We start from the raw sequence: 23767 nt of genomic DNA on the forward strand, positions 1-23767 counted from the left end.
GAAGGTTAAGAGTTTTACGTGTCATCTCGTGCATCCGACCAAGAACTGTAAAGAATAGCGCGGCCATAGCTTCCTAGCGTGTTAAGTCAGCGGCGCCGAAGGCGACTCGCTGGCGTGCGAGTTCGGACTGATTCGCGCACGCAGCGTTGCACGCGATTCCGCGATTGCAGACCAAGTAGCTTGGTCGGTATCGAGTTGCGGAAACGCGCGCACTGCCGGATTAATAAGGTGTTCGACGATGCAACCCATGGCCTCACCGAAAGCACGCTTCACTTTCGTCTGCTCTTCCGGCGGAAGACCGACTATCGCCTCACGAACGGCCATATCCAGAGCCGACAGAGCATCAATTCCCCCGTCTCGGATCAGCCGAGCAGAATCCAGCGTCGAAAAAGTCATGAATTCTTTAATCCTAAGTTCTAACGTTTGACGCTAACCGGCGTTGCGCGGTTTTTCTTCGCGCACCGTCCAGTGACCAGAGGGAGCGGGGTTAAGCGCATTGTTGGGCAATTGCATCACCATGGAACGAAATTAACTCCTGGAAATGATAAATGATCCGCCGCAGCGTTAAATGCCAGATCAATCAACTTGTGGACCTCTCCAATCGACACTTGCCTTGAGTATGAGCCAGATTTTTCAGGAATAGGAAAGTCCAGTAGAACAATTTTCAGATGGCGAGCATCCTCCATGTGATCGGGGACTCCGTCAGTGAAGCAAAACTGGATCGTACGTCCAAGTGAATCGATCAAACCAAGAAAATTACCTTCAACCGGACTACAGTCCGACCAAATATTCTTGGCCTGTATAAGTGTGACGTCAACTGGAGCATCTGAACCAGGCCCCACGCCACAGTCATGCCAATAAGCTCTCATTGTTTCCATAAAATTTCCGCCCGACGTCCAAGGTAACCGGCTGCCGGAACGCGTAGAGCGTAGGCGGTCCAGTTGACTGCAGGGTTGGGCCGACTCATGTTGAAATCACGTACAACTCTTCAGCAACATGCTTTAATTCGTGCCCAGGCATAAGCTGATCGGAAATCGTTAAAATAGAAAAGAGGTTCCTTTTTAGACTCTCTTCTGACAGTTCACCATCTCGCAGGGCTGTTTGCAGCAAGTGAAGAGCCATGTCCGCAAGTAGCACTCTTTGTTTCTCCCTCCATCCCGGCTCACCTCGTTTTGACAAATCCCTTTGATACGTCAATTCAGTTAAGTCGTGAGCAGTCCTTCCCAAGGACAGGATTTCATTTCTAACTACTTCATCCATCCACCGTTTCCTTCAAAAATCAATACTGTTGCCGTCCCACGTGAGAATTCACCGGACCGCGCGGCTTTTTGCGCGGGTCCGGTGGAATGAAAAGTTGGGCAGTTAGGTGCCATTGAATGCACCTGCCGGAAGAAACTTTGGCACCCTCGCCTCCAGCAGCCGAATAAGATCAGGATCCATGTACTCATATTCGTCCGGGATCTCAAGGCAGACAATCCGCTTCCCGTTCAGCGAAGGACGAAATTTCTTTTGAATCTTATTCCGGTGCGCACGTTCCATGACGACGATGCTATCGGCCCATTCCAAGACCTCCGGAGTCAAAGGATTCTCGGCATCGTGGTTTGTGCCGGCAGAAGTAACTTCAAGCCCCTTCCACGTCGAGAACACTTGTTCTGCCGTAGGGCTTCTAAGCCGATTCTGACTGCAAATGTAAAGTACCTTCTTCATATGGTTCCAACGTCAGAGGTCAGGCGTGGCCGCAGGCCATCGCCTGGACCGACAAGTAAGGCGGCTTACTTCAGCTACCCGCACGGCCATCCGCTGGCTTTGCGGGCTTCCTGCCGATCATGTCCGCAACCACCCCGATGACGATATGGTACGCGCGCTGGCCACGTTCATTGAGTCGTACCGAGTTACGGAGAAGCTGCTGTTCCTGATCAGGCGTCAGACTTGTCTTAGGAACGCGATCATCGACAGGATGCAGTGAGTTGAAGAATGCCTCATACTTGGCGAGCGGAACGTCAGCCTGCAGCAAGCCTTTTGCTTCTAGTTCCTTCCAGCCAGGGTTAGGGCGGTAGGAGTAATTGGCCACGACTCCAGTACGACCATCGTCGCTGGCAACAACCCTGTGGGATCCGTCCCCGAGCTTGAGGAGCCATTCAATCGCATTCTCGGACAGGTCATTGATGATTTTTGCGAGTTCTTCGTTCCCACTAGCTCTAGCCTGCTCGGCAATCTTCACCGAGAGACCGGCGATTCCGAACTCATTGGATTGCTTGAACTTATCGGGAAGCATGTCGGCGATTCGCCGGATTGGCGAATAGAAGATAGTCACAGCAAGAAGAAGGACAACGGGCCATGTAATTAAGCCGACTGCTTTGGAAAGTAGATCTAGGTAACTCCCCAATGCAGCGACTCTCGTGGGCCTCTCCGCAGGCAGTGTACTAGCAGTGCCGGTGGACGTGTTCGAAGGCGCGGATGTTGAAGGGGGTACCGGCGCTTGCGATGCTGTAGGTTCGATACTGGCCATGAGTGTCCTGTTCCTTTGCACGATTTAACGTGAAAATTCAACGGACCGCGCAGTTTTTTGCGCGGGTCCGGTGCAATGCTGGGTTGGGCTTAGAAAACTCATTCATACTGCTGCTTGGTTTGTTTGATGGCCCTCGATACAGCTGGGTTACTCATGTATTTCTTCAGGAGCGCTTTTTCATCAGCATCCAACTGTAAGCAGCGCAATTTTGTGACCGCTGCGAGGATTTCCTTCCGACGCTCGGCATCGTAAGGCTCTTCACCGCCCCAATGATTGCACTCCACATATCGATCTATAAACAAAGCCACATCCTTCGGTTGTCCTTTTTTCACTACATTAATTGGATCATCGGCAGCCCCGGCCGAAGTAATCAAACAGCAGAGAGCATATAAGGCGAGTCGTGGAGAAGTCATGTGGCCCAACGTGCGAATTCAGCGGGCGCCGCAGGCGGTCCGCTAGAATGAAGGGTTATGCTCATTTGCCGCGAGCTTCGAACTTACCTACCAATGAACAAAGCAATTTAAGCTCTTCACTCTGGGTTGGATCTTCCTCCAGAAGGTCGACATGGTGGCGAACCAGGTAATACTCGTTCTCACCACGAATGGAGCCACGCGCCTTTATTTTGAAAAGCCGTTCGGCATCTTTCTGAAGGAAATCTGGATAGTGCGCCGATGTGGCAACTGCTAACGCCTGTGCCGCCAACTTCCGCCCCTCGCGGTGAATGGAGCGTAAAAGCATTGGCGTCTCCCGAAGTCCTTGCTCCATACCAGACGCGAATGCAGAGCGGGGAGCCCCAACAGGCTCGACATATCGGTGCCGGATTTCGGCCCAGTTCTCAACTAGACGTCTTGCAGCAGGGTCATCGAGCTGCGCAATTGCTTCGTGAAATTGGTCATATACAGCAACCAATTTGGTCAGCTTATCTGTGCGTACCAATATTTGCTCCTGACGCATAACGTGCCAAATTCAGCCGCGCCGCAAGGCGTCGGCTGGAATGCTTGGTTCGGCCATTGCCATCATTTCGACGACTCCTTCATGTCGAAAAGGTCTTTGACCATGCTATTAAACATCGAGCTCTTAATGCTCCCGTCAACGAAATACTCCGCCGCTTCGACTAGCATGCGAAGCTGAATAAGTCCGCCAACGCGACGTTCAAGGTCAGCGCGTAGCTTCTGATCATGGCCGGGTAAGAACATTCCATTAGCTGGTCTGCCGCCACAGCCGCATGCACAAGTCATCGGAACTCCATCAATATAGTTTTCGTTTCTAGATCTGCCGAACGTGCCGGTTCAGTGGCGCCGCCAGGCGTGCACTGGAACTGAAGGTTAGAACCCATTCAGCCCCCCACCGCCATTGCGATTAGTTCTGCCTCTGATAGCTGGACCTGGGGCTCATGCAGAATGACACCGCGTACGCTTTCTGCCGGGCCGCTGACAACCTCTGAGATGTCATACGCGATGGGGAACACATCGATTAGCTGCAAGCCTAGGAACCGCGCAAGCGCCAACGGACCCGACTTTTCGTAATTGACATCTTGATAGCGAGCTAAGTCGAACGATTCGCCGTTCGGTTTGACAAGGCTGAGGGTCATGAAGTGTTCGTTCTGTTGCGGGTCTTCCAGTTCAACGTTGCCCAAGAGTGCCAATTCCTTCCGGCCGTTTGCAAGCTGAACACGACTTGCGACCAAGCGGCCCGAAAGCGAACGAACTGGAAGGAGCTGTACCGGTCGAACCCATGTTTCATCCCAATGTGCTGATTCCGGCACAAACTCCCAGACAGGAAATGTCTCCAATTCCGCGTATGACAGTTTCTCAAGTGATCTAGACAACATATTTATGGGCTCTAACGTTCAAGGAAACTGGCTGCCGGAACGCGCAGCGTGCTGGCAGTCCAGTTGACCGCAAGGTTGGGCAAAAGACTCATTTCCATTCGTCCGAATAGTCACGAAGGCTCCCGAAGAAACTTTCGAAAGAACTTGCTAGGAATTCGACTCCGTCATCCGTCGGTTCATCGCCATCATAGGAGAAGTAGTCGTGATCCGCGAAAAAAATTTGCCCGCACCTGTCTTCGGCGATTGACAAGCAAATCAGGTTGCCGCCAGGGTCGATTCCGATGGGCACGAGATGATGAGGTATTCGTCCAGCGTACTCTTTGAAGTTTTCAGGTACCGAGTGCAAACAATATGCCCCGGTCTGTAGCCCGAAGAACGAAACCTCTGTCTCCCACGCGTCGACGCCGCTACCGAGCGGGAATGAATTCATTTTCGGCGTCTCGCCACCAGTGGAAACCAGGAAAATCCTATATGCATCTGGAAGAGTCGCACCTATAGCGTTCTCAAATTGCAGTAATACTGATTCACGGGCTGTCTCAGCAGTCACAAATCCTCTCCTGCCTAACGTGAGAATTCACCGGACTGCGCGGCTTTTCGCGCAGGTCCGGTGGAATGCATGGTTGGGCCAGTAGGATTATTCAACTGGCCAATCCTCTTTTGCGACAGCTTCATGAAGCCACTTGATAAGGTTGTACGGAATTTCATCCTTGTGCGAAGTAAAAACCACGCGTCCTTCCTCGTCATAAAAAAACACTTCGGCCATTACTTCAATCTGCGGCCCAGTCCGGTCGGAGAGCTCCAGGTAAACGCCATTTCGGATCACATCGCTTCCGAAAATGATCTCGTAAGTCCGCTTTCCGATTACACGTACTTCGCTCAAACAGTAGCCTCCCAACGTTTGAATTCACCGGACTGCGCGTTTTTTTGCGCAGGTCCGGTGGAATGATGGGTTGGACATTACTTCAGCCGAGCCGCAGCATGAGACCGCCCGGTCCCTCGCCATTAGCAAACTTGAGGTAAAGGGCGAGGCAGTCAACCAGAGCAGATGCCTCTTTGTAAATCGCATCGATATCGACGCTCCACTTCATGTTGTAGAACTTTCGCTCAACCGACACATATAGCCTTATCGGATACACAGGAGGATCGAAGACTTCCCAGTGGGAAATAACCATATTGTAAGCAGCCATCGGTGAAGGAGGCAGCTTTCCTTGGGATAACGAAACGTTTGCTTCATCGAGGTATTCATCGAAGTGCTCAAGCGTATTTCTGACCTTGGCGTTGAGCATTTCCTTGAGTGGCACGTTTGATGTGAGTGCTCTAAGCGCTGCGGCACGCGCTTTGCGCAACCGATACTGGCGGCCGGATTTCCCATTTAGCCGAGCGCTCGCAGTAATCAACAACTTTTTGAGATTTGCTGCGTCGGATAGGATTGAAGCAATCAATGAGTGGAGTTCTGGGCTTACTTGCATGGCGTAGCCGTTGTCAGGAACCTTGGCCTCGTCAAACAGTTTCTCAGCCTTCGTCTTGATGGCGTGTGCAAGCCACCAGAGTTCATGGAAATAGAGAGTGAAGAGCTTCGTGTCCTCCAACTTCAGATCAGTGGCTTCGTTCATAATTTTTATGACACCCAACGTGTCACGCTAACCGGCGCTGCGCGGCTTTATCGCGCAGCGTCCAGCGACCAAAGGGAGCGGGGTTGAGCGCGTTGTTGGCGCCAGCATCCCCGCGACGAGTGCAGCCGAAGCCGCAGCAGCAAACCGACCAGCGAACCAAGCGCCGCGCGCTGCCACACCAATACGCGCCGCAACGAACGAAGCGCTAAGCCCAGTGGCGAAGCCAGCGGCGCCGGAAGCCCGCACGCAAAGCGTAGCCTCAACGTTTGCACCGCCGCGACACCAAACGCCAAGCGTAGCCAATGAATTCAATGCCGCTCCTTATCCACGCCAACGTGAAAATTCAGCCGCGGCGTAGCCGTCGGCTGGAATGCCCTGTTGGCGCGGAAAGACCGCAGACCACAAGCAGCACACCCCAGCAATAAAACGCAGCCACGACAACACGGCACAAGCCGGAGCGAAGCGACGCCCGGCAACCAAAATGACAAGCGCCAAAACGCTACCGAAAACCTCGACAGCCAGAATAGCCAGCGCAGAAAAGCAAAGATTTACCGTTGCCAGAAAGATACCACAGGCAAAAACATTTCCGAAAGCCACGGAAGTAAATTAGCCACCGGCCCAGCACCACGCCTTGAGCAAGCGCCCGCATTCACGATGCAGATCACACGCCAACGTGAAAATTCAGCCGCGGCGTAGCCGTCGGCTGGAATGCCCTGTTGGCACCAGCGCACCAGGACGAAACGCAAACCGCGGCCAAGCAGGCCAATGCCGCCAGGGCCGACAACAGTGCGACCAGGAGCGAAGCGAGACCAAGGCGCGAGAATTGCCAGCGCAGAAAAGCCGACCTTCACCGTTGCCAGAAAGATACCACGGGACGAAACGTTTCCGGAAGTCACGGGAGGGAAATAACCACCCAATCCAGCGCCAAGCACTGAGTAGCGGCCCGCTTTCAGCAAACGCTAATACGCCAACGTGAAGTAGACACCCCATCAGGTGCGTTAATTCCCGACACCTCTTGAGAATTCGCATCAGAAACGCAGTGCCTTTTCTTTATTATCAAATAGTTATTCGAGTTTAGCACACCCCATTCACAAAACCCAAACCCACCTCCGGAGGCACTATGTCCACTGGCAAGCCGAAACTACTAGACGAGGTGCGGGACAAAATCCGGCTCAAGCATTACAGCATTCGCACCGAGGCTAGCTATGTGGACTGGATACGGCGCTTCATTCTGTTCCATAATCCCCAACATCCCTCGACGCTGAACGCCACCCACGTCACCGCATTTCTCACGCACTTGGCAGTCGCGGGCAAGGTAGCCGCATCTACCCAGAACCAGGCCCGCAGCGCCCTGCTTTTTCTCTACAAAGAAGTGTTAGCCATCGACCTCCCTTGGCTGTAGGGCGTGGTGAGCGCCAAAGCATCCCGGCGCTTGCCAGTTGTATTGACAACAGAAGAAGTCCAGCGGATATTGGTTCGCTTGGACGGCACGCCCGGGCTCATGCTGCGACTGATCTACGGCAGCGGTATGCGCATCATGGAATGCATGCGGCTGCGCGTGAAGGATATCGATTTCAGCCGCCGCGAAATTTTGATCAGAGAAGGCAAAGGCAACAAGGACCGCGTAACGGTGCTGCCCGAATCTGTCATCCCAGCACTGCAGCAGCACTTGCTGCGAGTTCATGCCCTGCACTGTACTGACCTTGCGGAAGGTTATGGCGAGGTCTATCTCCCTTTCGCACTGGCCCGCAAATACCCCAACGCAGCACGCGAGTGGGGATGGCAATATGCCTTCCCGTCGATTAAACGGTCGACAGATCCACGCTCCGGTGCGGTTCGGCGCCATCACGCCGATGAGAAGGCTGTTCAGCGCGCAATGCGCCAGGCTACGCGTGATGCGGGCATCGCCAAGCCCGCCACGCCGCATACACTGCGCCATTCATTCGCCACCCACTTGCTCCAGGCAGGCTATGACATTCGAACCGTTCAGGAATTACTGGGGCATCAGGACGTCAGCACCACCATGATCTATACCCATGTGCTGAACCGGGGCGGCCGCAGCGTCATCAGCCCGCTGGACCAGACATTGCCCCTTCTCCGCCCCGCCCCTTAAAGCGCCACCGGCAACACATCCCCAAACCACCGCCCCAGCGCCAGCCGCTCAAACACATCCCGGACCGCATCGCTGTGATGCACCAGCCGCAATTCCCGGCTTTCATCGCGCGCCATCAGCTTGGCCAGGATCAGCACCTGAATGCCCGCGCTATCGATGTCGGTCACGCCCGCCAGGTCCACTTCCAGCACGGCGCAGCGCTTCAGCTCCGTTTGCAGCATGTGTTTGATTTCCGCCGCCCGGTAGATGGTTATCTCGCCTTCCAGCGCGACGTAGCCGACATCCATCCCGCCCCCGACATCCACGCCGTCTTCATCGACAGCCTGCATTGCGCGCGCATTCATGGCAGCACCAGTTTCTGGATCGCGCCCAGCAGCACGTCCGGCTTGAATGGTTTCGTGACCCAGGCGCGCGCGCCGGCGGCCTGCCCTTCCTTCTTTTTCGATTCCTGCGATTCCGTCGTCAGCATGATGACCGGCGTGAACTTATAGTTCGGTAATTGCTTGATCTCCTTGACGAACGTGATGCCATCCATCACCGGCATGTTGACGTCGCAGACCACCAGGTTGATTTTCTGCGCCGGCAGCTTATGCAGGGCGTCCGAGCCGTCCACTGCTTCCACAACGTCATATCCCGCGCCTTTCAGCGCAATCCCCACGACTTGCCGCAGCGAAGCCGAGTCATCGATGACCATGATGGTTTTTCCCATGCTTTCCTCCCGAAGAGTAGCTACACCACACTGGAGAGCGTCACAGTGCGCCCTCCGCCACTAGAAATTCGCGAAATGCGCTTCATCCGGTCCGGCCGGCATAAAGCGCGACAAGCTGGCCGTGCCACGCCGGGTCGATGCACGCGGCGCGGCGCCTTTGCGCACCACCTGCGGCAAATTGAACGCGCCTGTCTCGACCTTGAAGAAGCCCATCGTGCGCTGTAATTGTTCGGCCTGGCCGCTCATCTCTTCGGCGGTGGCCGCCAGCTCTTCCGAACTGGCCGCATTTTGCTGCGTGGTCTGCGACAACTGCTGCACTGCCGAATTGATTTGCGCAACACCCGACGCCTGCTCTTCCGACGCGGCGGAAATTTCCTGCACCAGGTCGGACGTGCGGCGGATATTCGGCACCATCTGGCCCAGCAACTGGCCGGCACGCTCCGCCAGCTGCACGCTGCCGGAAGCCACTTCGGAAATTTCCTGCGCCGCCACTTGCGACCGCTCCGCCAGCTTGCGCACTTCCGCCGCCACCACGGCAAAGCCTTTGCCGTGTTCGCCGGCCCGCGCTGCTTCAATCGCCGCATTCAGCGCCAGCAAATTGGTCTGATAGGCTATGTCGTCGATGATGCTGATCTTGGCGGCGATCTGCTTCATGGCCACCACTGTCGCATCGACCGCCCCACCGCCCTCCGCCGCTTCCTGCGCCGCCTTGGCCGCCATGCCATCGGTAGCCTTCGCGTTATCCGTGTTTTGCGTGATCGACGCCGTCATCTGTTCCAGCGACGCACTGGTTTCTTCCACGCTGGCCGCCTGTTCGCTGGCCGATTGCGACAGCGACTGCGCCGTGGCCGACACTTCTTCCGAGGCGCTGGCCAGCGCATGGGCGCCCTGGTTGACTTCCGTCACCACTTGCAGCAGCTTGCTCACAGTATTGTTGGCGTACGACTTCAATTCGCCGAAGCTGCCTTCATAGTGCTTGTCGATGGTTTTGCTCAAATCGCCATCGGCCAGTGCGCCCATCACGCGCACCACGTCGTCAATCGATGCCCCCGTCGTCACCATCAGGCGGTTCAAGCCTTCACCCAAGTCTTTCTGGAAGCCTTGCAAGCCCGCCAGGTCGATGCGCGCCGTGAAATCCCCATGGTTGGCGGCTTCCACCACTTGTTTCTGGCTCTCGATCACCTGGTTCAGCTTGGCCACGGTATTGTTGGCGTACTTTTTCAACTCATCGAACGCGCCTTCATACGGCTTGTCGATCTGCTTGCTCAAGTCGCCCGCCGACACGGCGCCCATGACCCGCACCACGTCGTCCACGCTGGCGCCGGTGGTGGCCATCAGCTGGTTCAAGCCATCGCCCAATTCTTTTTGGAAGCCTTGCAAACCTGCGGTATCGACACGCGCAGAAAAGTCGCCCCGGTTGGCGGCCGCCACTGCCTGCTTTTGCCCGTCCACCACTTGCCGCATTTTGTCCACCAAGCTTTGCATGGCCTGCAACAGCAGGCCAGTCTCATCGGTATGCTTGGCTTCGATATGGATGGACAAGTCGCCCGCCGCCAGCTTGCCGGCCGCTTCCATGGCCTGCGTGACGGGGCGCGTGACACTGCGGCTGATGAACCAGCCCAGCGCAATGCCGGACAGCACTGAAACGATAATCGTGGCCACCATCAGGTTGCGGCTGCTTTCATACAGCATGGTCGTGTCGGCCGCCGCCTGTTTGGCCCGGGCTTCCTTTTGATCCGTCAATTCCGACATCAGTTCGTCCAGCGCTGTGGCTACCGTGCCCACGGCGGCCTGGGCCTGCGCCAGGTTTTCATCGCGCTTTTGCAAATCGCGCGAGGAGGCAATCTGGAATACCGCCGCGTTGGCACGCTGGTAATCCTCGACTTGCTTGCTATAGGTGACGAACAATTGCTTACCGCGCTCGCTGACAAACAGGGGCCGCGCCTTGTCCATGTAGTCCTTCATGGTGGCAATCGCCTTGTTGGCGATGTCCGCCTGTTTCGTCCGTTCCGCTTCGGTCGTGGCCAGCAGCGCGTTGGCGCGGGCCCGGCCGACATAAATCAGGTTGATGTTGGCTTCCTTGATATGAGACAGGCCCATCAACTCCATCTCATACATGCGGTCGGCCGCTTCGTCGATCTTGCCGGCATTGGTGATACCGACAGCGCCCACCACGATGCTGAATGCGGCGACCAGGATAAAGCCGCCAATTAGTTTCATGCCTATCTTCATATTTGCAAACATCGCATCCCCTTTCAGCTACATGACGTCCCGCTAGCCACCATGGCATTGCCGCTACACTGGCGCTTAATACCGCGCAAACTGGGTTTCATCGACGTCCGGCGTGGCGGACATCCTCGCATGGCCGCTGTCGGACGAACGGCGCAGCGGCGCCCGCGGCCCGTTGGCCCGGCGCGCCGGCAACGTGGCAACATGGCCGTGCATGCCAAGTACGCCGTGATCGACTTTGAAGAAGCCCATGGTCCGCTGCAGCTGTTCGGCTTGCCCGCTCATTTCCTCGGCAGTCGCGGCCAGCTCTTCGGAACTGGCCGAGTTTTGCTGCGTGGTTTGCGAAAGCTGCAGTACGGCGGCATTGATTTGTGCAACGCCGGATGCCTGCTCATTCGACGCAGCGGAAATTTCCTGCACCAGGTCCGATGTGCGCTTGATGTTCGGCACCATCTGACCCAGCAGCTGGCCGGCACGCTCCGCCAGTTCCACACTGCTGCTGGCCACTTCGCCGATTTCCGCAGCCGCCACCTGGCTGCGCTCGGCCAGCTTGCGCACTTCCGCCGCCACCACGGCAAACCCTTTGCCATGTTCGCCAGCGCGCGCCGCTTCAATCGCCGCGTTGAGCGCCAGCAGATTGGTCTGATAGGCGATGTCGTCGATGATGCCGATCTTGGCGGCAATCTGTTTCATGGCCGTAGCCGTCGCGTTGACGGCATCGCCGCCTTCCGCCGCTTCCTGCGCTGCCTTGGACGCCATGCCATCGGTGATTTTGGCGTTATCGGTATTCTGCGATATCGACGACGTCATTTGCTCCAGCGACGCACTGGTTTCCTCCACGCTGGCCGCCTGCTCACTGGATGCCTGCGACAGCGATTGCGCCGTGGCCGACACTTCGTCCGATGCGCTGGCCAGCGCCTGGGCGCCCTGGTTCACTTCCGTCACCACTTGCAACAGCCTGGCCACCGTGTTGTTCGCATACGACTTCAACTCGCCAAAGCTGCCCTCGTAATGCTTGTCGATGGTCTTGTTCAAGTCGCCTTCGGCCAGCGCCCCCATCACGCGCACCACGTCATCGATCGATGCCCCCGTGGTGGACATCAATTGGTTCATGCCGTCGCCCAGCTCTTTCTGGAAGCCCTTCAAGCCGGACGTATCGATGCGCGATGTGAAGTCGCCACGGTTGGCCGCTTCCACCACGCGGCGCTGGCCTTCGATGACGATATTGAGCTTGGTGACGGTACTGTTGGCATACGTTTTCAAGTTGCCGTACGCACCTTCGTATTCGCGCGAAATAGTCTGGCTCAAATCGCCTTCGGAAATCGCTCCCATGACGCGGCCAACGTCGTCAATCACGAGGTTCAGCTTGCCGATGGTGCTGTTGGTGTACGTCTTCAACTGGTCGAATGCGCCTTCATACGGCTTGTCGATGGACTTCGTGAGGTCGCCTTCGGACACGGCGCTCATCACGCGCACCACGTCGGCCACGCTGGCGCCGGTGGTCGTCATCAACTGGTTCAAGCCATCGCCCAGGTCTTTCTGGAAGCCCTGCAAGCCGGCCACGTCGATGCGCGCACTGAAGTCGCCCCGGTTGGCTGCCGTGACAGCCATTTTCTGCCCTTCCACCACCCGGTTCAGCTTGACAACCATGCTGCCCATGGCATTGAGCAGCTGCCCGGTTTCATCCCTGCCGCCCTTCTCCACCTGCATGCTGACGTCGCCTGCTTCCAGGCGGCGGGCCACATCGACTGCCGAGCGCAACGGACCGGTAATCGCCACGGTAATCAGTGCGGCAATTGCTATCGCTATCAGGACCGCCACGGCAGCGACCGTAATCACCAGCGTGCGCGTGCTTTCGTATGTTTCTTTGGCCTCGCCGCCAGCCTTGTCCATCAGCTCGGACTGGAATTGCGCCAGCGCCTCCAGCGCTGCCCAAAAAGCTTCATTGGCCGGGACCAGTTCGCCACGCAGGTAATCCGTGGCAGCCTTGCGGTCGCGCTTGGCCAAGTCATAGAACTGTTCGTATTTGGGATCGACCAGGGCGCGCTTGTCGTTGACGTCTTTCAGCAATTGCCGGCCACGCTCGATGGTGACCATTTTCTGCAATTTGCCCAGCTGCTCCGCCATTTCGCCGCGGTTGACTTCGGCGGCCTTGTGGGCTTTTTCCGCTTCCGCCTCCGAGTTCGCAATCAGCATGTTGCGGAACTGGCGGGCATTATCGAGGGAATTCTTGACGATTTCCTGCACCAGCACGTATTTGACGTAGCGGTCATCCAGGATCAGTCTGGTTTGGTCGTTGACGCTGCCCAGCCGTTGTACCGAGACCACAGCCAATATCAGCAACAGCACCACAACGCTGCCAAACCCCAATCCTAGCCGAGCGGCTATCTTCAAATTCTTGAGCATGGTTGTATCCCTGTTAAACACAACACGTGAGGACGAATGCCGCGAAGGCATCGCTAAACGGAGCAACAGGGACGCGGGGGCGTGGCGGCCTTTTTCTGGTGCAACTTTATTCCAGAAAGCAACTCCTGGAAATCATTATGCACATTGATGCCGCTCAAGATTCTATCGAAATGTCACACTGGTGGCGCGGCCTATTAAATCCGCACCAACAGTCATTTTCTTTTTAACAGTCATGCCAATTTGTTAGCAGGGATCAGCCACCATCCCAATTGCTCGCGGATACGCTCTGGAGCGGGCGGTGGAGACTGTTCGGTACGGCGCCGTTCCATCAGCGCGCGGACGGCTTCCTTGGACGGATGCGTGGTGTGGGTGTGCTGGGTCATGATGGCCTCCTGCCGGTCACTGTATTGCTGCGGTACAGAGACATGGTGCGCTTGTGCCGGGACGCGGAATACGTCAATGAAGACCAGGTTCGCGGCGCTGTTGCAGCTTTAAGTGCGCTTGCTTGTATTAGCGACCGGAAACGGCTCTTTCATTAGCCCAAATTTGTAACATCCAGTCGCCGTCGCGGCGGCGCAACGCCGCCCCGTCCGTAACGACAAAGATTTAATTCAGCGCCGCTTCCACCACGGCCGCCGCATCAAATAAGCGCCCCTCCGCGCCCGGCGCGCAAGCCAGCATGACAGCGGGCGCCAATCCCGTGGCACGGTCCTGGTATTTCCATGCAGGAATGGAAATCGCGGGCAAATCACAGTAATTACAAAACGTAATCGGCGTCACCAGCCCATTCGGTCCGGGGCGCAGCGTCTTGCGGTTCATGGCCCCGTGCCGGGGCGCCAGCATACCCAGCGGCGGCAACAGCAACACGCCATCATTCCCCAGCAGCGCCCGGTAGCGGGCGCGCGCCTGTTCAAACGTGGCGGCCAGCTTGCGCGCGGCGGACACGCTGTGCGGCTTGATGGCTTGCGCCAGCGTGGCGTCTTGCAGCAGCCACAGGAACAAGCCGCGGTCGATGGTGGCGCGTCCCGTCAACTGGCGCAGCGCCTCGCCCCACACATTGAACGGCCCCGCTTCCGGCGAACTGAGCAACCGCCGCCACTCATCGGCGCTGTCATGCAGGATGGCGGCGGGCACGTTGAAAAATAACCCCGTCACGTCCGCAAACGCGGCCTTGCCGCTGCCGTCGGCGCGCAACCCGGCATCGAGCAGCGCGCGCTGTGCGGCCGCCAGCGCCAGGCTGATGGCCGCGTCCTCGACGCGGAAAGGAAAGCCGTCCGGTCCGATCAGCCGCATGCCGGCCACCGTTGCCGGCGGTGGCGGCGCCTGTTCGGCAATCACGCCGTACACCAGCCGCGCGTCGCGCACGCTGCGCGCCAGCGGGCCGATGCCGAGCCAATTCGCGGTTTCTCCCGTTACCGTGGGCCAGGTGCCGGCGCCATCGACAGCCGTGGAACAGGGTTTAAAGCCCACCACGCCGCAAAATGCGGCAGGGATGCGGATCGAACCGAGGATATCGGATCCGAGACCGAACACGGCCGCGCCCGAACCCACCAGGGCGCCATCGCCGCCCGATGAACCGCCTGCCACCCGCTGCGGATCGATGGGGTTGCTGGTGCGGCCAAAGCGGGGATTGGTGGTTTCGCCAGTCATGGCGAATTCCGGCACATTGCCGCGTGCGATCACGATGGCGCCTGCCGCTTTCAGCCTGGCCACCACGGCCGAGTCCTGTGCATGCATTTGCGGCGCCATGCGCATGGAGCCGGCTGTCACGTTATGGCCCGCGATGCCGAAGGTTTCCTTGACCGAACAGGGCAAACCATATAACGGCCCCCTTGGCATGGCGTCCAGTTGCGCCAATTGTTGCTGTGCTTGCGTGCGCAAGATCGCGGTGGCGCCGTTGATCGTGGGCTGGGTGGCGTCGAGCCGCGCCAGCTGGCGTTCCAGCAGTTGGGCGGCCGACAGTTCGCCGTGGTCCAGCATCATGCGCAAGGCCACGGCGTCGGGTTGTAAGTGGGCAGGTCGTGTCATAGGCTGTTTTGATCCAGATCAAAGAAATTATGACTTGCAACTCCGACACTATCAACACATCGTGATAAAGGAGCTGCCATGCACATGAAGATCGGCATTGTCGGGGCTGGCGCCGTAGGCAGTACTGCCGCGTTCGCGCTGATTAACCAGGGCATCGGCAGTGAAATCGTGCTGGTCGACCACAATGCCGCGCTCAGTGAAGCACAGCACCTGGACCTGCTGCATGCGACGCCGTATTGCCACCCGCTGCGGGTACGCTGCGGCGGGTTCGGCGATTTGCAGGACTGCGCGCTGGTGATCCTCGCGGCCGGCGTCAGCCAGGCGCCCGGCGAAACCCGCCTGCAACTGCTGGCGCGCAACGCCGCTGTGTTCCGCAGCATCGTGCCGCCCATCGTACAAGCCGCACCCGGCGCCATCTTGCTGGTGGCGACCAATCCGCTGGACATCATGACGCACGTGGCCATGCGCCTCTCCGGCCTGCCGCCCGGGCGTGTCATCGGCACCGGCACCTTGCTTGACAGCGCCCGCTTCCGCGCCCTGCTGGCGGAACGCCTTGGCGTCGCAGCGCTTTCCGTGCATGCGCAAGTGCTGGGCGAACATGGTGATTCGGAAGTGCTGGTCTGGTCCGGTGCGCAAGTGGCGGGCTTGCCGCTGCAGCGCTTCGCCGCGCTGCAGGGCGTTCGGCTGGATGACACCGCGATGGCGGAAATCGATGCCGATGTGCGGGGCGCCGCTTACCGCATCATTGAAGGCAAGGGAGCGACCTGCTATGGCATTGCCGCCGCACTGGCCATGCTGGCGCGCTGCGTCCTGTTCGATGAAAAACGCGTGCTGACAGTCAGCTCGCACTGGCACGATATCGACGGCGTACCGGACGTCACACTGTCGATGCCGGTGCAGGTGGGGGCGGACGGCGGCGCCTTCCACGTTCCCCCAGCTTTATCGGAAACCGAGCAACTGGCGCTGGCAGCCAGCGCGCGGGTGATCCGCGACGCGCTTGCAGCGCTGGGCTACTGATAATTCCTCAACAACTATCAGTTAAAATAACTTTCCATAGGGAAATAATGTGTCTATAATCGCATTGCTCCGATGCATTTTATATTTCCCTTGGAAAAAGCCATGAAAATTATTCAGCTAACCATCGTCGACAATGAAGGCTTGACCTGGACCATCCCGGCCGAAGTCATCGACACGCGGTTCCAGGACCACCTGTTCGCCGTGCACAAATCGCTGTCCACCGCCAACAATTCGTGGGTCGTGACGCATGTGGAAACCGGCGCCTGCCTGGCGGAAGGCCAGGCCCGCATGTCGGTGATCAATTCGGCACTGGAAAAACTGAGCCGCGTGTCGGCGGACCAGTTCAACAAGATCATTTCGCAGACGCGGGAAAAAGTCGCGCGGGTGACGGGGCAGCAGCAGCGCAAGGCAGCTTGAGGGCGGCATTAGTGCCGCCGGCGCGGGGAGTCCGCCACCGGTGCATCCGTAAAAGGATTAAAGGACTTCACATTCGGCATATGCTTAAATGCCTCGCCGCCATCCCGCGTCACGACGGTAAGGCCGTGTATTAAGGCGATTGCGGCAATTTGCTTGTCGATCGTATGCGGGTCTTTCTTTTCATTCGATAAGAACATGCCCCACGTACGCGCTGCTTCAATGTCGAATTCCAGCACGCGGTCGCCAAACTCGGAAATCAGGCTATCGAGCCACAGTTCATAAGCATCGGCCTGCCGAAGTGCTTGTCCACTGCCCTGCCTGCGCAATTTGGCAATGCCCGCCTGGATTTCGCCCACCACTTGTGCCGGTAAAAAGAGAGTTTTGCTGTCCACCGCTCCGAAGAATGCCACGACACCGGCATTGGCCCGGCGCCCTTTGCGAAACTCTGAAATGACATTGGTATCGATCAGATACATCTATCGCACGTCGAACAAGTCGTCGTCGTTGAAATATGGCATTTCTGCCAGAACTTCCTTGAAGGAACGTTTTTTCGGATAGGCACCCAAGTGGCTGCGCAAAATTTCGCGATGCTCAGCCTCGGCACTTCTGCCATGGGCCTTGGCAACGCGCTTCAAGGCTTCGACTAGTTCTTCGTCGATATCGCGGACAAGTAGCTGTGACATGGTTTAACGGGCTCATGCTATCAGTGATATCAGTCATTATAGTCCAATACACCGCCTCTTCAAGCAAGCGCATCCAGCGCAATTTTCGTGGCGGTGGCAACCACGTCGCTGCGCGCCTTGCTATCCTTGTCTGGCCCCGCGTAATACACCACAACCACCAGCGGCGCCCTGCCCTGCGGCCACACGACGCCGATATCATTGGTGACGCCGTAGGCGCCGGTGCCGGTTTTATCGGCCACGGTGGCGCCAGCCGGACTGCCTGCGCGGATGCGCTCATTGCCAGTCAGCGTCCCCACCATCCAGTCCACCAGCTGCTTGCGCTGCGGCGCAGCCAGCGCATCGCCCAGCAGCAGGCGGTTCACCGACTGCATCATGGCGGCGGGCGTCGTCGTGTCGCGCGTGTCGCCGGGGATGGCTGAATTGAGTTCGGTTTCCCACCGGTCCAGGCGGAATTGCTGGTCGCCGATCGAGCGCGCATAGGCGGTGACGGCTGGCGGGCCGCCCAGCACTTTCATCAGCAGGTTGGCGGCGCTGTTGTCGGACACCTGGATCGTGGCTTCGCACAGTTCCGCCACCGTCATGCCATCTTTCACATGCTCTTCAGTTTCCGGTGAATACGTCACCAGGTCTGCTTGCGTGTACCGGATGCGGCGCGCCAGCAAGTCCGGCTCCTTTTCACTGCGCGCCAGAATGGCTGCGGCCACCATGGTCTTAAAGGTGCTGCAAAACGCAAAGCGTTCATCGGCGCGATGCAGCACTTGCCTGCCGCTGCCGGTATCGAGCACGGCGACGCCCAGGCGGCCGCCGGCGGATTTTTCCAGCGCAGCCAGCTTGTCCGTTGCGGATTGTGCGGCGAACGCTGAAGGCAGGAATGGCACGGCGGCCAGGGTCAGTAACACATTACGGCGGGTGGCGGAATAGGTCATGGCGTCGGGTGGTTCGTGAAAGCGCCGAATGATAGCAGAAATACACGACGCATCCACGCCATGCAGCGCTGGTGCGGCCGGCTCAATGCGCTGGCTGGAACCGACCCTGTTCCGCCGCCGCCATTTGCTGCACCAGCAGCGCTTCAATCTGCTGCGGCGCCACCGGGCGGCTCAGCAAATAACCCTGCATTTCATCGCAGCCATTCGTTTGCAGGAACGCGCGCTGCTGCTCCGTTTCCACGCCTTCCGCAATGACCCGCACATCGAGTTCATGAGCCAGCGAAATGATGGCGCGGGCAATGGCGCGGTCGTCCGCGCTGGAGTCGAGGTCGCGCACGAAGGACTTGTCGATTTTCAGGCGGCTGATAGGGAACCGTTTCAGCGACGACAGGCTGGAATAGCCGGTGCCGAAATCGTCGATCGACAGCGCAACGCCCATGGCTTCCAGTTCCCTCATTTTCGCCACGGCCTGTCCCACGTCGCGCATGATCAGGCTTTCCGTGACTTCCAGCTCCAGCAAGCCTGCCGCCAGCCCGCTGCCGTGCAGCGCATCGGCCACGCGCGCCACGAGGCGCAAATCGTCGAACTGGCGCGGCGACACGTTGACCGACATCGTCATCGGCGGCAGCCCCGCCATTTGCCATGCGCGCGCCTGCTGGCACGCCTGCTGCAGCACCCAGTCGCCGATGGCGCCGATCATGCCGCATTCTTCGGCCAGCGGAATGAAGATATCGGGACGGATCAGACCGCGCTCCGGATGGCGCCACCGCACCAGCGCTTCCACGCCGAAAATCAAGCCGCTGGCCAGGTCCGCCTTCGGCTGGTATTCCACCAGCAGCTGGTTTTCAGCGAGCGCCTTGCGCAGGCCGTCGAGCAGCGCCAGCTTTTCTTCCAGGCTGCTGTTCATTTCCTGCGTATAGAACTGCACGTTGTTCTTGCCCGTCTCCTTGGCGCGGTACATGGCGGCATCGGCGTTCATCAGCAAGGTATCCGGGTTGTCGCCATCGCGCGGATACATGGCCACGCCGATACTGCAGCTGACGCGCACTTCCTGTTCATCGAGCAGCACGGGGCCGATCACCGCTTCGCGCACCCGCTCCAGCAGCGAGGCGGTCAGTGAAATATCGTTCTTTTGCTGCGGCAGCACCAGCACGAATTCGTCGCCGCCAAAACGGCCCACCGTGTCGTGCCGGCGCAGGCAGGCCGACATGCGGCCCGCCACTTCCTTCAACAGCAAGTCGCCCGCCGTGTGGCCCAGGCCATCGTTGACCAGCTTAAATCCATCGAGGTCGATAAATGCCACGTGCACGGCGCAATGTTCGCGCTGCGCTTCGGCGATCGCCTGCTGCAGCCGGTCGCCAATCAGGCTGCGGTTCGGCAATCCCGTCAGCGAGTCGTGCAGCGCCATGTGGAAGATGCGGTGTTCCGCTTCCTTGCGCTCCGTGATGTCGCGCACGATCATGACAGCGCCGCCTTCCACGCCCACCACTTGCGCATGGATCCAGCCCGCGTTCAGCTGCGGCATCGTGTTTTCCCACTCTTCCTGCAGCACGCCGCCTTCCCTGGCAATCCGCACCAGTCCCTTGAAGATGCCGTTGTGGCGCGCCTGCGGCAGCCAGTCGCACAGGGTCTGGCCTTGCAAGGTCTGTTTGCTGTGGCCGCTCATTTGTTCGGCGCGGCTGTTGGCGGTCGTGATCTTGAAGTCGGTGATGGCGCCCTGTTCATCATGCATGGCGCGCAGCACGAAGAATGCATCCATATTCGCTTCCGACGCCGCCGCATACGTCTCTTGCGCACGCCGGATATGGCGCCGCGCCCGCGCGCCCTGCCAGATCCAGAACCACGCCAGCGCCGCCACCAGCAGCACGCCCAGGCTGGCGGCGCCCGCCTCGACCAGCCTTTCGCGCCGCTTGCCGTAGGCCGGCGCCAGTTGTTCTTGTTCCGACAGCCCCACCAGCACGGACAGCTGGTAGCGCGGCAGCGGCCGCAGCGAAGCATAGCGCCGCACGCCATCCCAGGAACTGGGCTGCGCCTCGATCCCTGCCGGCTTGGCTGGCAGCGGTTCGATCTTCTGGCCCCAGCTGCTTTGCTCCCCCACACGCAGCACGCGCGTCACGCCGTCGCTGCCCACCAGCCCCAGCACGCCTTGCTCGCCAAGGCGCGCACGCTCATAGCCGCTGGTGAAATAGCCGGGATCGACTTCCACCACCACCACGCCGGCGAATTCGCCTTCCGGCGTATTGAGGCGGCGCGTGAAGTGCAAATGCCAGTCCTTGTTGGCCAGGTCACGCATCGCTTGCGCAATATAGGTGGAATTGGTGCGGCGCTGCCGGTGGTATTGGAAGTAATCTTCCCGGGCGATGGATATCGGCTCGGCCGGCGGATTGCTGGCGATGATGCGGCCCGACGCATCGGCAATGCTGACGACAAAGACCAGGCCCGGCGGCAGCAAGTCGTTTTGCTGCAATTCCGGCAGCGCGCCTGCCGCGCCCTTTTTTTCCACCGCGTACTTCAGCACTTTCAGCGTCTGTTCGATCCCCTGCAAATTGCGCACCACTTGCGCTTCATAGGTGTCGGACAATTCCAGCAGCGAATCGCCCGCCGCATTGCGCGCCGCTTCCAGTTCACTGTCATTGAAATGCAGCGTGGTGGTCCAGATTGCGCCCAGCAGCAACACAGTAAACAGCGGCAGTGAAACATACGTCTCCAGCGCCATGCGGCGCAGGCGGGCCAGCAGCGCCGGCAAAACGTGCATGTCGGCCGGCGCGTCCATCAGTTCACCACCATCACGACGCGCACACTGGCATCGACGGCCGCGCGCTCGACGTAGCCGATCGCGCCGGGGTTTTCCGCCACGGCCTTGCGCACGGCCATGGAACTGGACAGCTCGCGCGGCGGCTGCCCGCGTCCCGTGAAGATACGCTTGGTCCAGTAAGCTTTCATCAGCGCCGGCGTGCGCGATGCGACCTTTTGATAAAACTCGTTGCGCAGCGGCGTATTGAGCGCCTGGTCCAGCGCCTGGACTTCCGCACCGTCCGGGAAGCGCATGGATTCGCCAAGGAAGATGTCCGCCACCTGGTCGGCGCGCAGCGTGGTGACGGGATTATGCGCCGAGACAATGACCACCAGCTCGCCGGCCTGGGCGCACGCGCCCACGGCGCTCAACGTGGCCGCCAGAAGCAATCCAGCTAGTGTAGACAGTCGCATGTGCTGCCCCGTCAAAACACGAAGTCCAGCAGCACGCTGGTTATGCCCGCGTGCCCTCCGGAACGGAAGCCCGGCTGCACGTTGATGAACGTGCCAGACGAGCCGTTACGCGTATGCAGCCGATCATACTGCAGTTTCAGCGCCATGCTGGGGCTGAAGTCCCAGCGCAGGCCAGCCGCCACGCTGTCTTGCTGGGGAATGCCGCTCAGGTAGCTGTTCAGGTAGCCATTCAGGTAACCCGCCACGGCCGCCGCCGGGGGCGGCAACCCGGCCAGCGGTACGCCGGCAATGCGCGTATCCATCAGCGCACGCGATGTGCCAGCCTGCACATACGGCGTCCATGCGCCCAGCCTGACGCCTGCGCTGGCATACATCCCGTAAAAGTCGCCCAGCGCGGATTTGTAGTTGAAGCGCCCCGCTTCGGCCATCACGAACCAGTCGCCGGGGTCATAGCTGAAGCCCGCGTTGACCACAAGGACCCGCTTGTCCCTGATTTCGTAACGGCCTGCCAGCGCCTGTCCCTCCGGACCAAACTGGCGCAATCCCGCAAACAATTCCTGCCCCACGTCGACAGTGAGCGAACTGGTGGTGACGCCGCCGCGTACCATCAGCGCGCCCGACGTCACGGTGTGCGTAATGCCGGCAATGCCATTGCCATGGGCGCGGTAGCCCGGCCCCAGTTCGCGGCTGGTCCAGCCATAAAACACTTGCGTGCTGTGTTTCAAGCCGCCGCTGTGCCACAAGTAATTGGCATCGACGCCATCGCTGGCGGAAATCGGCAGCGCGCCATACAGTTCCACGGGCGGCCGTACCCACGGCAGCGCATAGCTGGCCTTGCGGTAGTCGCCCGCCAGGAACATGGGCAATGCGATACGGCCCAGGCGGACGCTCAGTTCCGGGCTGGCCTGGTATTTGACGTTGGCCCATTCCACCACGGGTTTCCATGAATTTTGCAGGTTCCGCTCCGATACGACTTGCAGCACGGCGGACCAGCGCTTGTTGAAATCCACGCTAAGCTGGGCGCCCAGCCGGCTGTCGACTTCCGGACTCCAGTCGCGGCTGAAGCCCGCCTGGCCAGGGTAGAGCACATTGGCGGCGTAATCAGCCTGTTTTTCCGTCGAGTGCGCGGCGCCCACGCTGCCAAAGCCCTGGAACGACCAGCTTGCTGATTTGTCATCGTTTTGCGCAAGTGCGGGGATGGCGGCGCAAAGGGCCGGCAGCGCCAGCAATTTCAAGAACTGTCGGGCAACTGGTGTCATTGTTAAATAAGAATGACGGTGGCGTGTTGCCACCAGGAATGTCTACCCGCGCTACGTTAGTACGGTGCACGGGAACAGTCTATAGCTTTCCCGTGGGGATTATTGGTAACTACCAAGAAATGAGGGATGGGGCGGAATGAGTGTCGGGTAAGGGCAACATCCAGCAAGACTGAATTCGGACTATAATCAGACTCCCCCTGCAACAAATGGAGCGCAACCGTGAAACTGTCGACGCAGGTCAAACCAATCAGCTATCTAAAGAGCCATGCCGCGGAAATCGTAAAAGATATTTCTGAAAGCCGCGAACCGATGCTGATTACACAAAATGGCGAAGCCAAACTCGTCGTGATGGATGTCCGTACCTACGAAGAACAGGAACAAACTCTGGCCCTGTTAAAAATTCTCGCACTCGGGAATAAGGAAATCGAAGCGGGACGCTTCCGTTCCGCCGAAGATGTATTTGCTGAAATGGATAAGGACGACCAGCAATGAAGGTCACCGTCCAGCTTCTCGAGTCCGCGGAATCCGATCTGAAGGACTTGAGAAGCTACCTCATCAAAAATTTTGGCAAGGAAAACTGGCAGGCTAGCTACAGTAAAATCAAGGAATCCGTTGGCATCATCCGCGCCTACCCCGAAGGTGGCAAAGTTCCGGACGAACTTGCGAACCTGAACTTGATACAATACCGGCAAGTTATTAGTGGGATGAATCGGATCATCTATGAGATCCGGGGTGACGTAGCCTATCTCCACATCATCTGCGATTCCCGCAAAGACCTTCGCAACCTTTTGTTAAAGCGCATCCTGCGCACTGCTTGAGC

Annotated in this window: 30 protein-coding genes and 1 pseudogene; 6 read left to right on the plus strand and 25 right to left on the minus strand. The window is 58.7% G+C overall.

Annotated features, from left to right (window positions below):
* Positions 1-81: 81 nt before the first annotated feature.
* From GM668_RS17885 to GM668_RS17940, 12 genes are all read right to left on the minus strand, one after another.
* Positions 82-396 carry a hypothetical protein gene (locus GM668_RS17885; RefSeq protein ID WP_155440307.1) on the minus strand — a complete coding sequence of 105 codons (315 nt, stop codon included), beginning with the start codon at positions 394-396 and terminating at the stop codon, positions 82-84.
* A gap of 116 nt (positions 397-512) precedes the next feature.
* Entirely contained in the window at positions 513-878 is a 366-nt protein-coding gene (locus GM668_RS17890; RefSeq protein ID WP_155440308.1) for a hypothetical protein, read from the minus strand.
* 85 nt (positions 879-963) lie between these two features.
* The gene (locus GM668_RS17895) at positions 964-1260 is read right to left on the minus strand and encodes a hypothetical protein (RefSeq protein WP_155440309.1); all 297 of its coding nucleotides are present in this window, start codon (positions 1258-1260) and stop codon (positions 964-966) included.
* Between the two features lie 102 nt (positions 1261-1362).
* The gene (locus GM668_RS17900; RefSeq protein ID WP_155440310.1) at positions 1363-1707 is read right to left on the minus strand and encodes a low molecular weight protein tyrosine phosphatase family protein; all 345 of its coding nucleotides are present in this window, start codon (positions 1705-1707) and stop codon (positions 1363-1365) included.
* A gap of 70 nt (positions 1708-1777) precedes the next feature.
* The gene (locus tag GM668_RS17905; protein ID WP_155440311.1) at positions 1778-2275 is read right to left on the minus strand and encodes a hypothetical protein; all 498 of its coding nucleotides are present in this window, start codon (positions 2273-2275) and stop codon (positions 1778-1780) included.
* 332 nt (positions 2276-2607) lie between these two features.
* Positions 2608-2922 carry a hypothetical protein gene (locus GM668_RS17910; protein WP_155440312.1) on the minus strand — a complete coding sequence of 105 codons (315 nt, stop codon included), beginning with the start codon at positions 2920-2922 and terminating at the stop codon, positions 2608-2610.
* Between the two features lie 61 nt (positions 2923-2983).
* Positions 2984-3445: a hypothetical protein gene (locus GM668_RS17915; RefSeq protein WP_155440313.1), complete on the minus strand. Its 462-nt coding sequence runs from the start codon at positions 3443-3445 to the stop codon at positions 2984-2986.
* 400 nt (positions 3446-3845) lie between these two features.
* Complete coding sequence (locus tag GM668_RS17920; protein WP_155440314.1) at positions 3846-4145, minus strand: hypothetical protein; 300 nt, start codon at positions 4143-4145, stop codon at positions 3846-3848.
* A gap of 283 nt (positions 4146-4428) precedes the next feature.
* Positions 4429-4887, minus strand: coding sequence for an SMI1/KNR4 family protein (locus GM668_RS17925; RefSeq protein WP_155440315.1), 459 nt, complete (start codon positions 4885-4887; stop codon positions 4429-4431).
* An 87-nt stretch (positions 4888-4974) separates the two neighbouring features.
* Entirely contained in the window at positions 4975-5220 is a 246-nt protein-coding gene (locus tag GM668_RS17930; protein ID WP_155440316.1) for a hypothetical protein, read from the minus strand.
* An 82-nt stretch (positions 5221-5302) separates the two neighbouring features.
* Positions 5303-5953 (minus strand): hypothetical protein, encoded by a 651-nt coding sequence (locus GM668_RS17935; protein WP_155440317.1) that lies wholly within the window; start codon positions 5951-5953, stop codon positions 5303-5305.
* 548 nt (positions 5954-6501) lie between these two features.
* Positions 6502-6909, minus strand: coding sequence for a hypothetical protein (locus GM668_RS17940; RefSeq protein ID WP_155440318.1), 408 nt, complete (start codon positions 6907-6909; stop codon positions 6502-6504).
* Between the two features lie 164 nt (positions 6910-7073).
* Between GM668_RS17940 and GM668_RS31910 the strand changes: the two genes are divergently transcribed.
* Entirely contained in the window at positions 7074-7355 is a 282-nt protein-coding gene (locus GM668_RS31910) for a phage integrase N-terminal SAM-like domain-containing protein (RefSeq protein ID WP_211923414.1), read from the plus strand.
* Positions 7356-7361: 6 nt separating this feature from the next.
* On the plus strand, positions 7362-8066 hold the full coding sequence (locus GM668_RS17945) for an integron integrase (protein ID WP_443094196.1): 705 nt from the start codon (positions 7362-7364) through the stop codon (positions 8064-8066).
* Here GM668_RS17945 and GM668_RS17950 read toward each other — a convergent pair.
* From GM668_RS17950 to GM668_RS17970, 7 genes and pseudogenes are all read right to left on the minus strand, one after another.
* Positions 8063-8410 (minus strand): STAS domain-containing protein, encoded by a 348-nt coding sequence (locus GM668_RS17950; RefSeq protein WP_229499489.1) that lies wholly within the window; start codon positions 8408-8410, stop codon positions 8063-8065. The genes GM668_RS17945 and GM668_RS17950 overlap by 4 nt on opposite strands.
* Positions 8407-8775 carry a response regulator gene (locus tag GM668_RS17955; protein WP_155440319.1) on the minus strand — a complete coding sequence of 123 codons (369 nt, stop codon included), beginning with the start codon at positions 8773-8775 and terminating at the stop codon, positions 8407-8409. The genes GM668_RS17950 and GM668_RS17955 overlap by 4 nt, the downstream gene beginning before the upstream one ends.
* Positions 8776-8835: 60 nt before the next feature.
* On the minus strand, positions 8836-10260 hold the full coding sequence (locus tag GM668_RS17960; RefSeq protein WP_371868726.1) for a methyl-accepting chemotaxis protein: 1425 nt from the start codon (positions 10258-10260) through the stop codon (positions 8836-8838).
* Positions 10243-11019, minus strand: a pseudogene (locus GM668_RS31770) (MCP four helix bundle domain-containing protein); the annotation flags it as partial. The pseudogene GM668_RS31770 and the gene GM668_RS17960, both read right to left, overlap by 18 nt.
* 63 nt (positions 11020-11082) lie before the next feature.
* Positions 11083-13410: a methyl-accepting chemotaxis protein gene (locus GM668_RS31775; protein WP_170305692.1), complete on the minus strand. Its 2328-nt coding sequence runs from the start codon at positions 13408-13410 to the stop codon at positions 11083-11085.
* A 230-nt stretch (positions 13411-13640) separates the two neighbouring features.
* Positions 13641-13793 (minus strand): hypothetical protein, encoded by a 153-nt coding sequence (locus tag GM668_RS30575; RefSeq protein WP_170305693.1) that lies wholly within the window; start codon positions 13791-13793, stop codon positions 13641-13643.
* 223 nt (positions 13794-14016) lie between these two features.
* Complete coding sequence (locus tag GM668_RS17970) at positions 14017-15438, minus strand: amidase (RefSeq protein WP_155440322.1); 1422 nt, start codon at positions 15436-15438, stop codon at positions 14017-14019.
* 78 nt (positions 15439-15516) lie between these two features.
* On the opposite strand from GM668_RS17970, the gene GM668_RS17975 reads away from it, so the two are divergent.
* Entirely contained in the window at positions 15517-16455 is a 939-nt protein-coding gene (locus GM668_RS17975) for an L-lactate dehydrogenase (protein WP_229499491.1), read from the plus strand.
* Positions 16456-16557: 102 nt separating this feature from the next.
* Positions 16558-16872, plus strand: coding sequence for a hypothetical protein (locus GM668_RS17980; protein ID WP_155440323.1), 315 nt, complete (start codon positions 16558-16560; stop codon positions 16870-16872).
* An 8-nt stretch (positions 16873-16880) separates the two neighbouring features.
* Here GM668_RS17980 and GM668_RS17985 read toward each other — a convergent pair whose 3' ends face one another.
* The 6 genes from GM668_RS17985 to GM668_RS18010 all read right to left on the minus strand — a co-directional run bounded on the left by GM668_RS17985 (position 16881) and on the right by GM668_RS18010 (position 22947).
* A complete protein-coding gene (locus GM668_RS17985; protein ID WP_155440324.1) occupies positions 16881-17348 on the minus strand; it encodes a type II toxin-antitoxin system VapC family toxin in 468 nt (155 codons plus the stop codon).
* Positions 17349-17555 (minus strand): FitA-like ribbon-helix-helix domain-containing protein, encoded by a 207-nt coding sequence (locus GM668_RS17990; protein ID WP_155440325.1) that lies wholly within the window; start codon positions 17553-17555, stop codon positions 17349-17351.
* 59 nt (positions 17556-17614) lie between these two features.
* Positions 17615-18481 carry a class A beta-lactamase gene (gene bla, locus GM668_RS17995; protein WP_155440326.1) on the minus strand — a complete coding sequence of 289 codons (867 nt, stop codon included), beginning with the start codon at positions 18479-18481 and terminating at the stop codon, positions 17615-17617.
* Between the two features lie 82 nt (positions 18482-18563).
* Positions 18564-21254, minus strand: a complete 2691-nt coding sequence (locus tag GM668_RS18000) for a bifunctional diguanylate cyclase/phosphodiesterase (RefSeq protein WP_229499493.1) — start codon at positions 21252-21254, stop codon at positions 18564-18566.
* Positions 21254-21688, minus strand: coding sequence for a type 2 periplasmic-binding domain-containing protein (locus GM668_RS18005; RefSeq protein WP_155440327.1), 435 nt, complete (start codon positions 21686-21688; stop codon positions 21254-21256). The genes GM668_RS18000 and GM668_RS18005 overlap by 1 nt, the downstream gene beginning before the upstream one ends.
* Positions 21689-21699: 11 nt before the next feature.
* Entirely contained in the window at positions 21700-22947 is a 1248-nt protein-coding gene (locus GM668_RS18010) for a hypothetical protein (RefSeq protein WP_229499495.1), read from the minus strand.
* A 219-nt stretch (positions 22948-23166) separates the two neighbouring features.
* Here GM668_RS18010 and GM668_RS18015 point away from each other — a divergent pair, with 219 nt between their 5' ends.
* Positions 23167-23439: a type II toxin-antitoxin system Phd/YefM family antitoxin gene (locus GM668_RS18015; protein ID WP_170305694.1), complete on the plus strand. Its 273-nt coding sequence runs from the start codon at positions 23167-23169 to the stop codon at positions 23437-23439.
* Positions 23436-23765, plus strand: coding sequence for a type II toxin-antitoxin system RelE/ParE family toxin (locus GM668_RS18020; RefSeq protein ID WP_155440328.1), 330 nt, complete (start codon positions 23436-23438; stop codon positions 23763-23765). Before GM668_RS18015 ends, GM668_RS18020 begins: the two co-directional genes overlap by 4 nt.
* The last annotated feature ends 2 nt before the right edge of the window (positions 23766-23767 follow it).

Source organism: Pseudoduganella ginsengisoli (genome assembly GCF_009720865.1).
GTDB lineage: Bacteria > Pseudomonadota > Gammaproteobacteria > Burkholderiales > Burkholderiaceae_D > Rugamonas > Rugamonas ginsengisoli.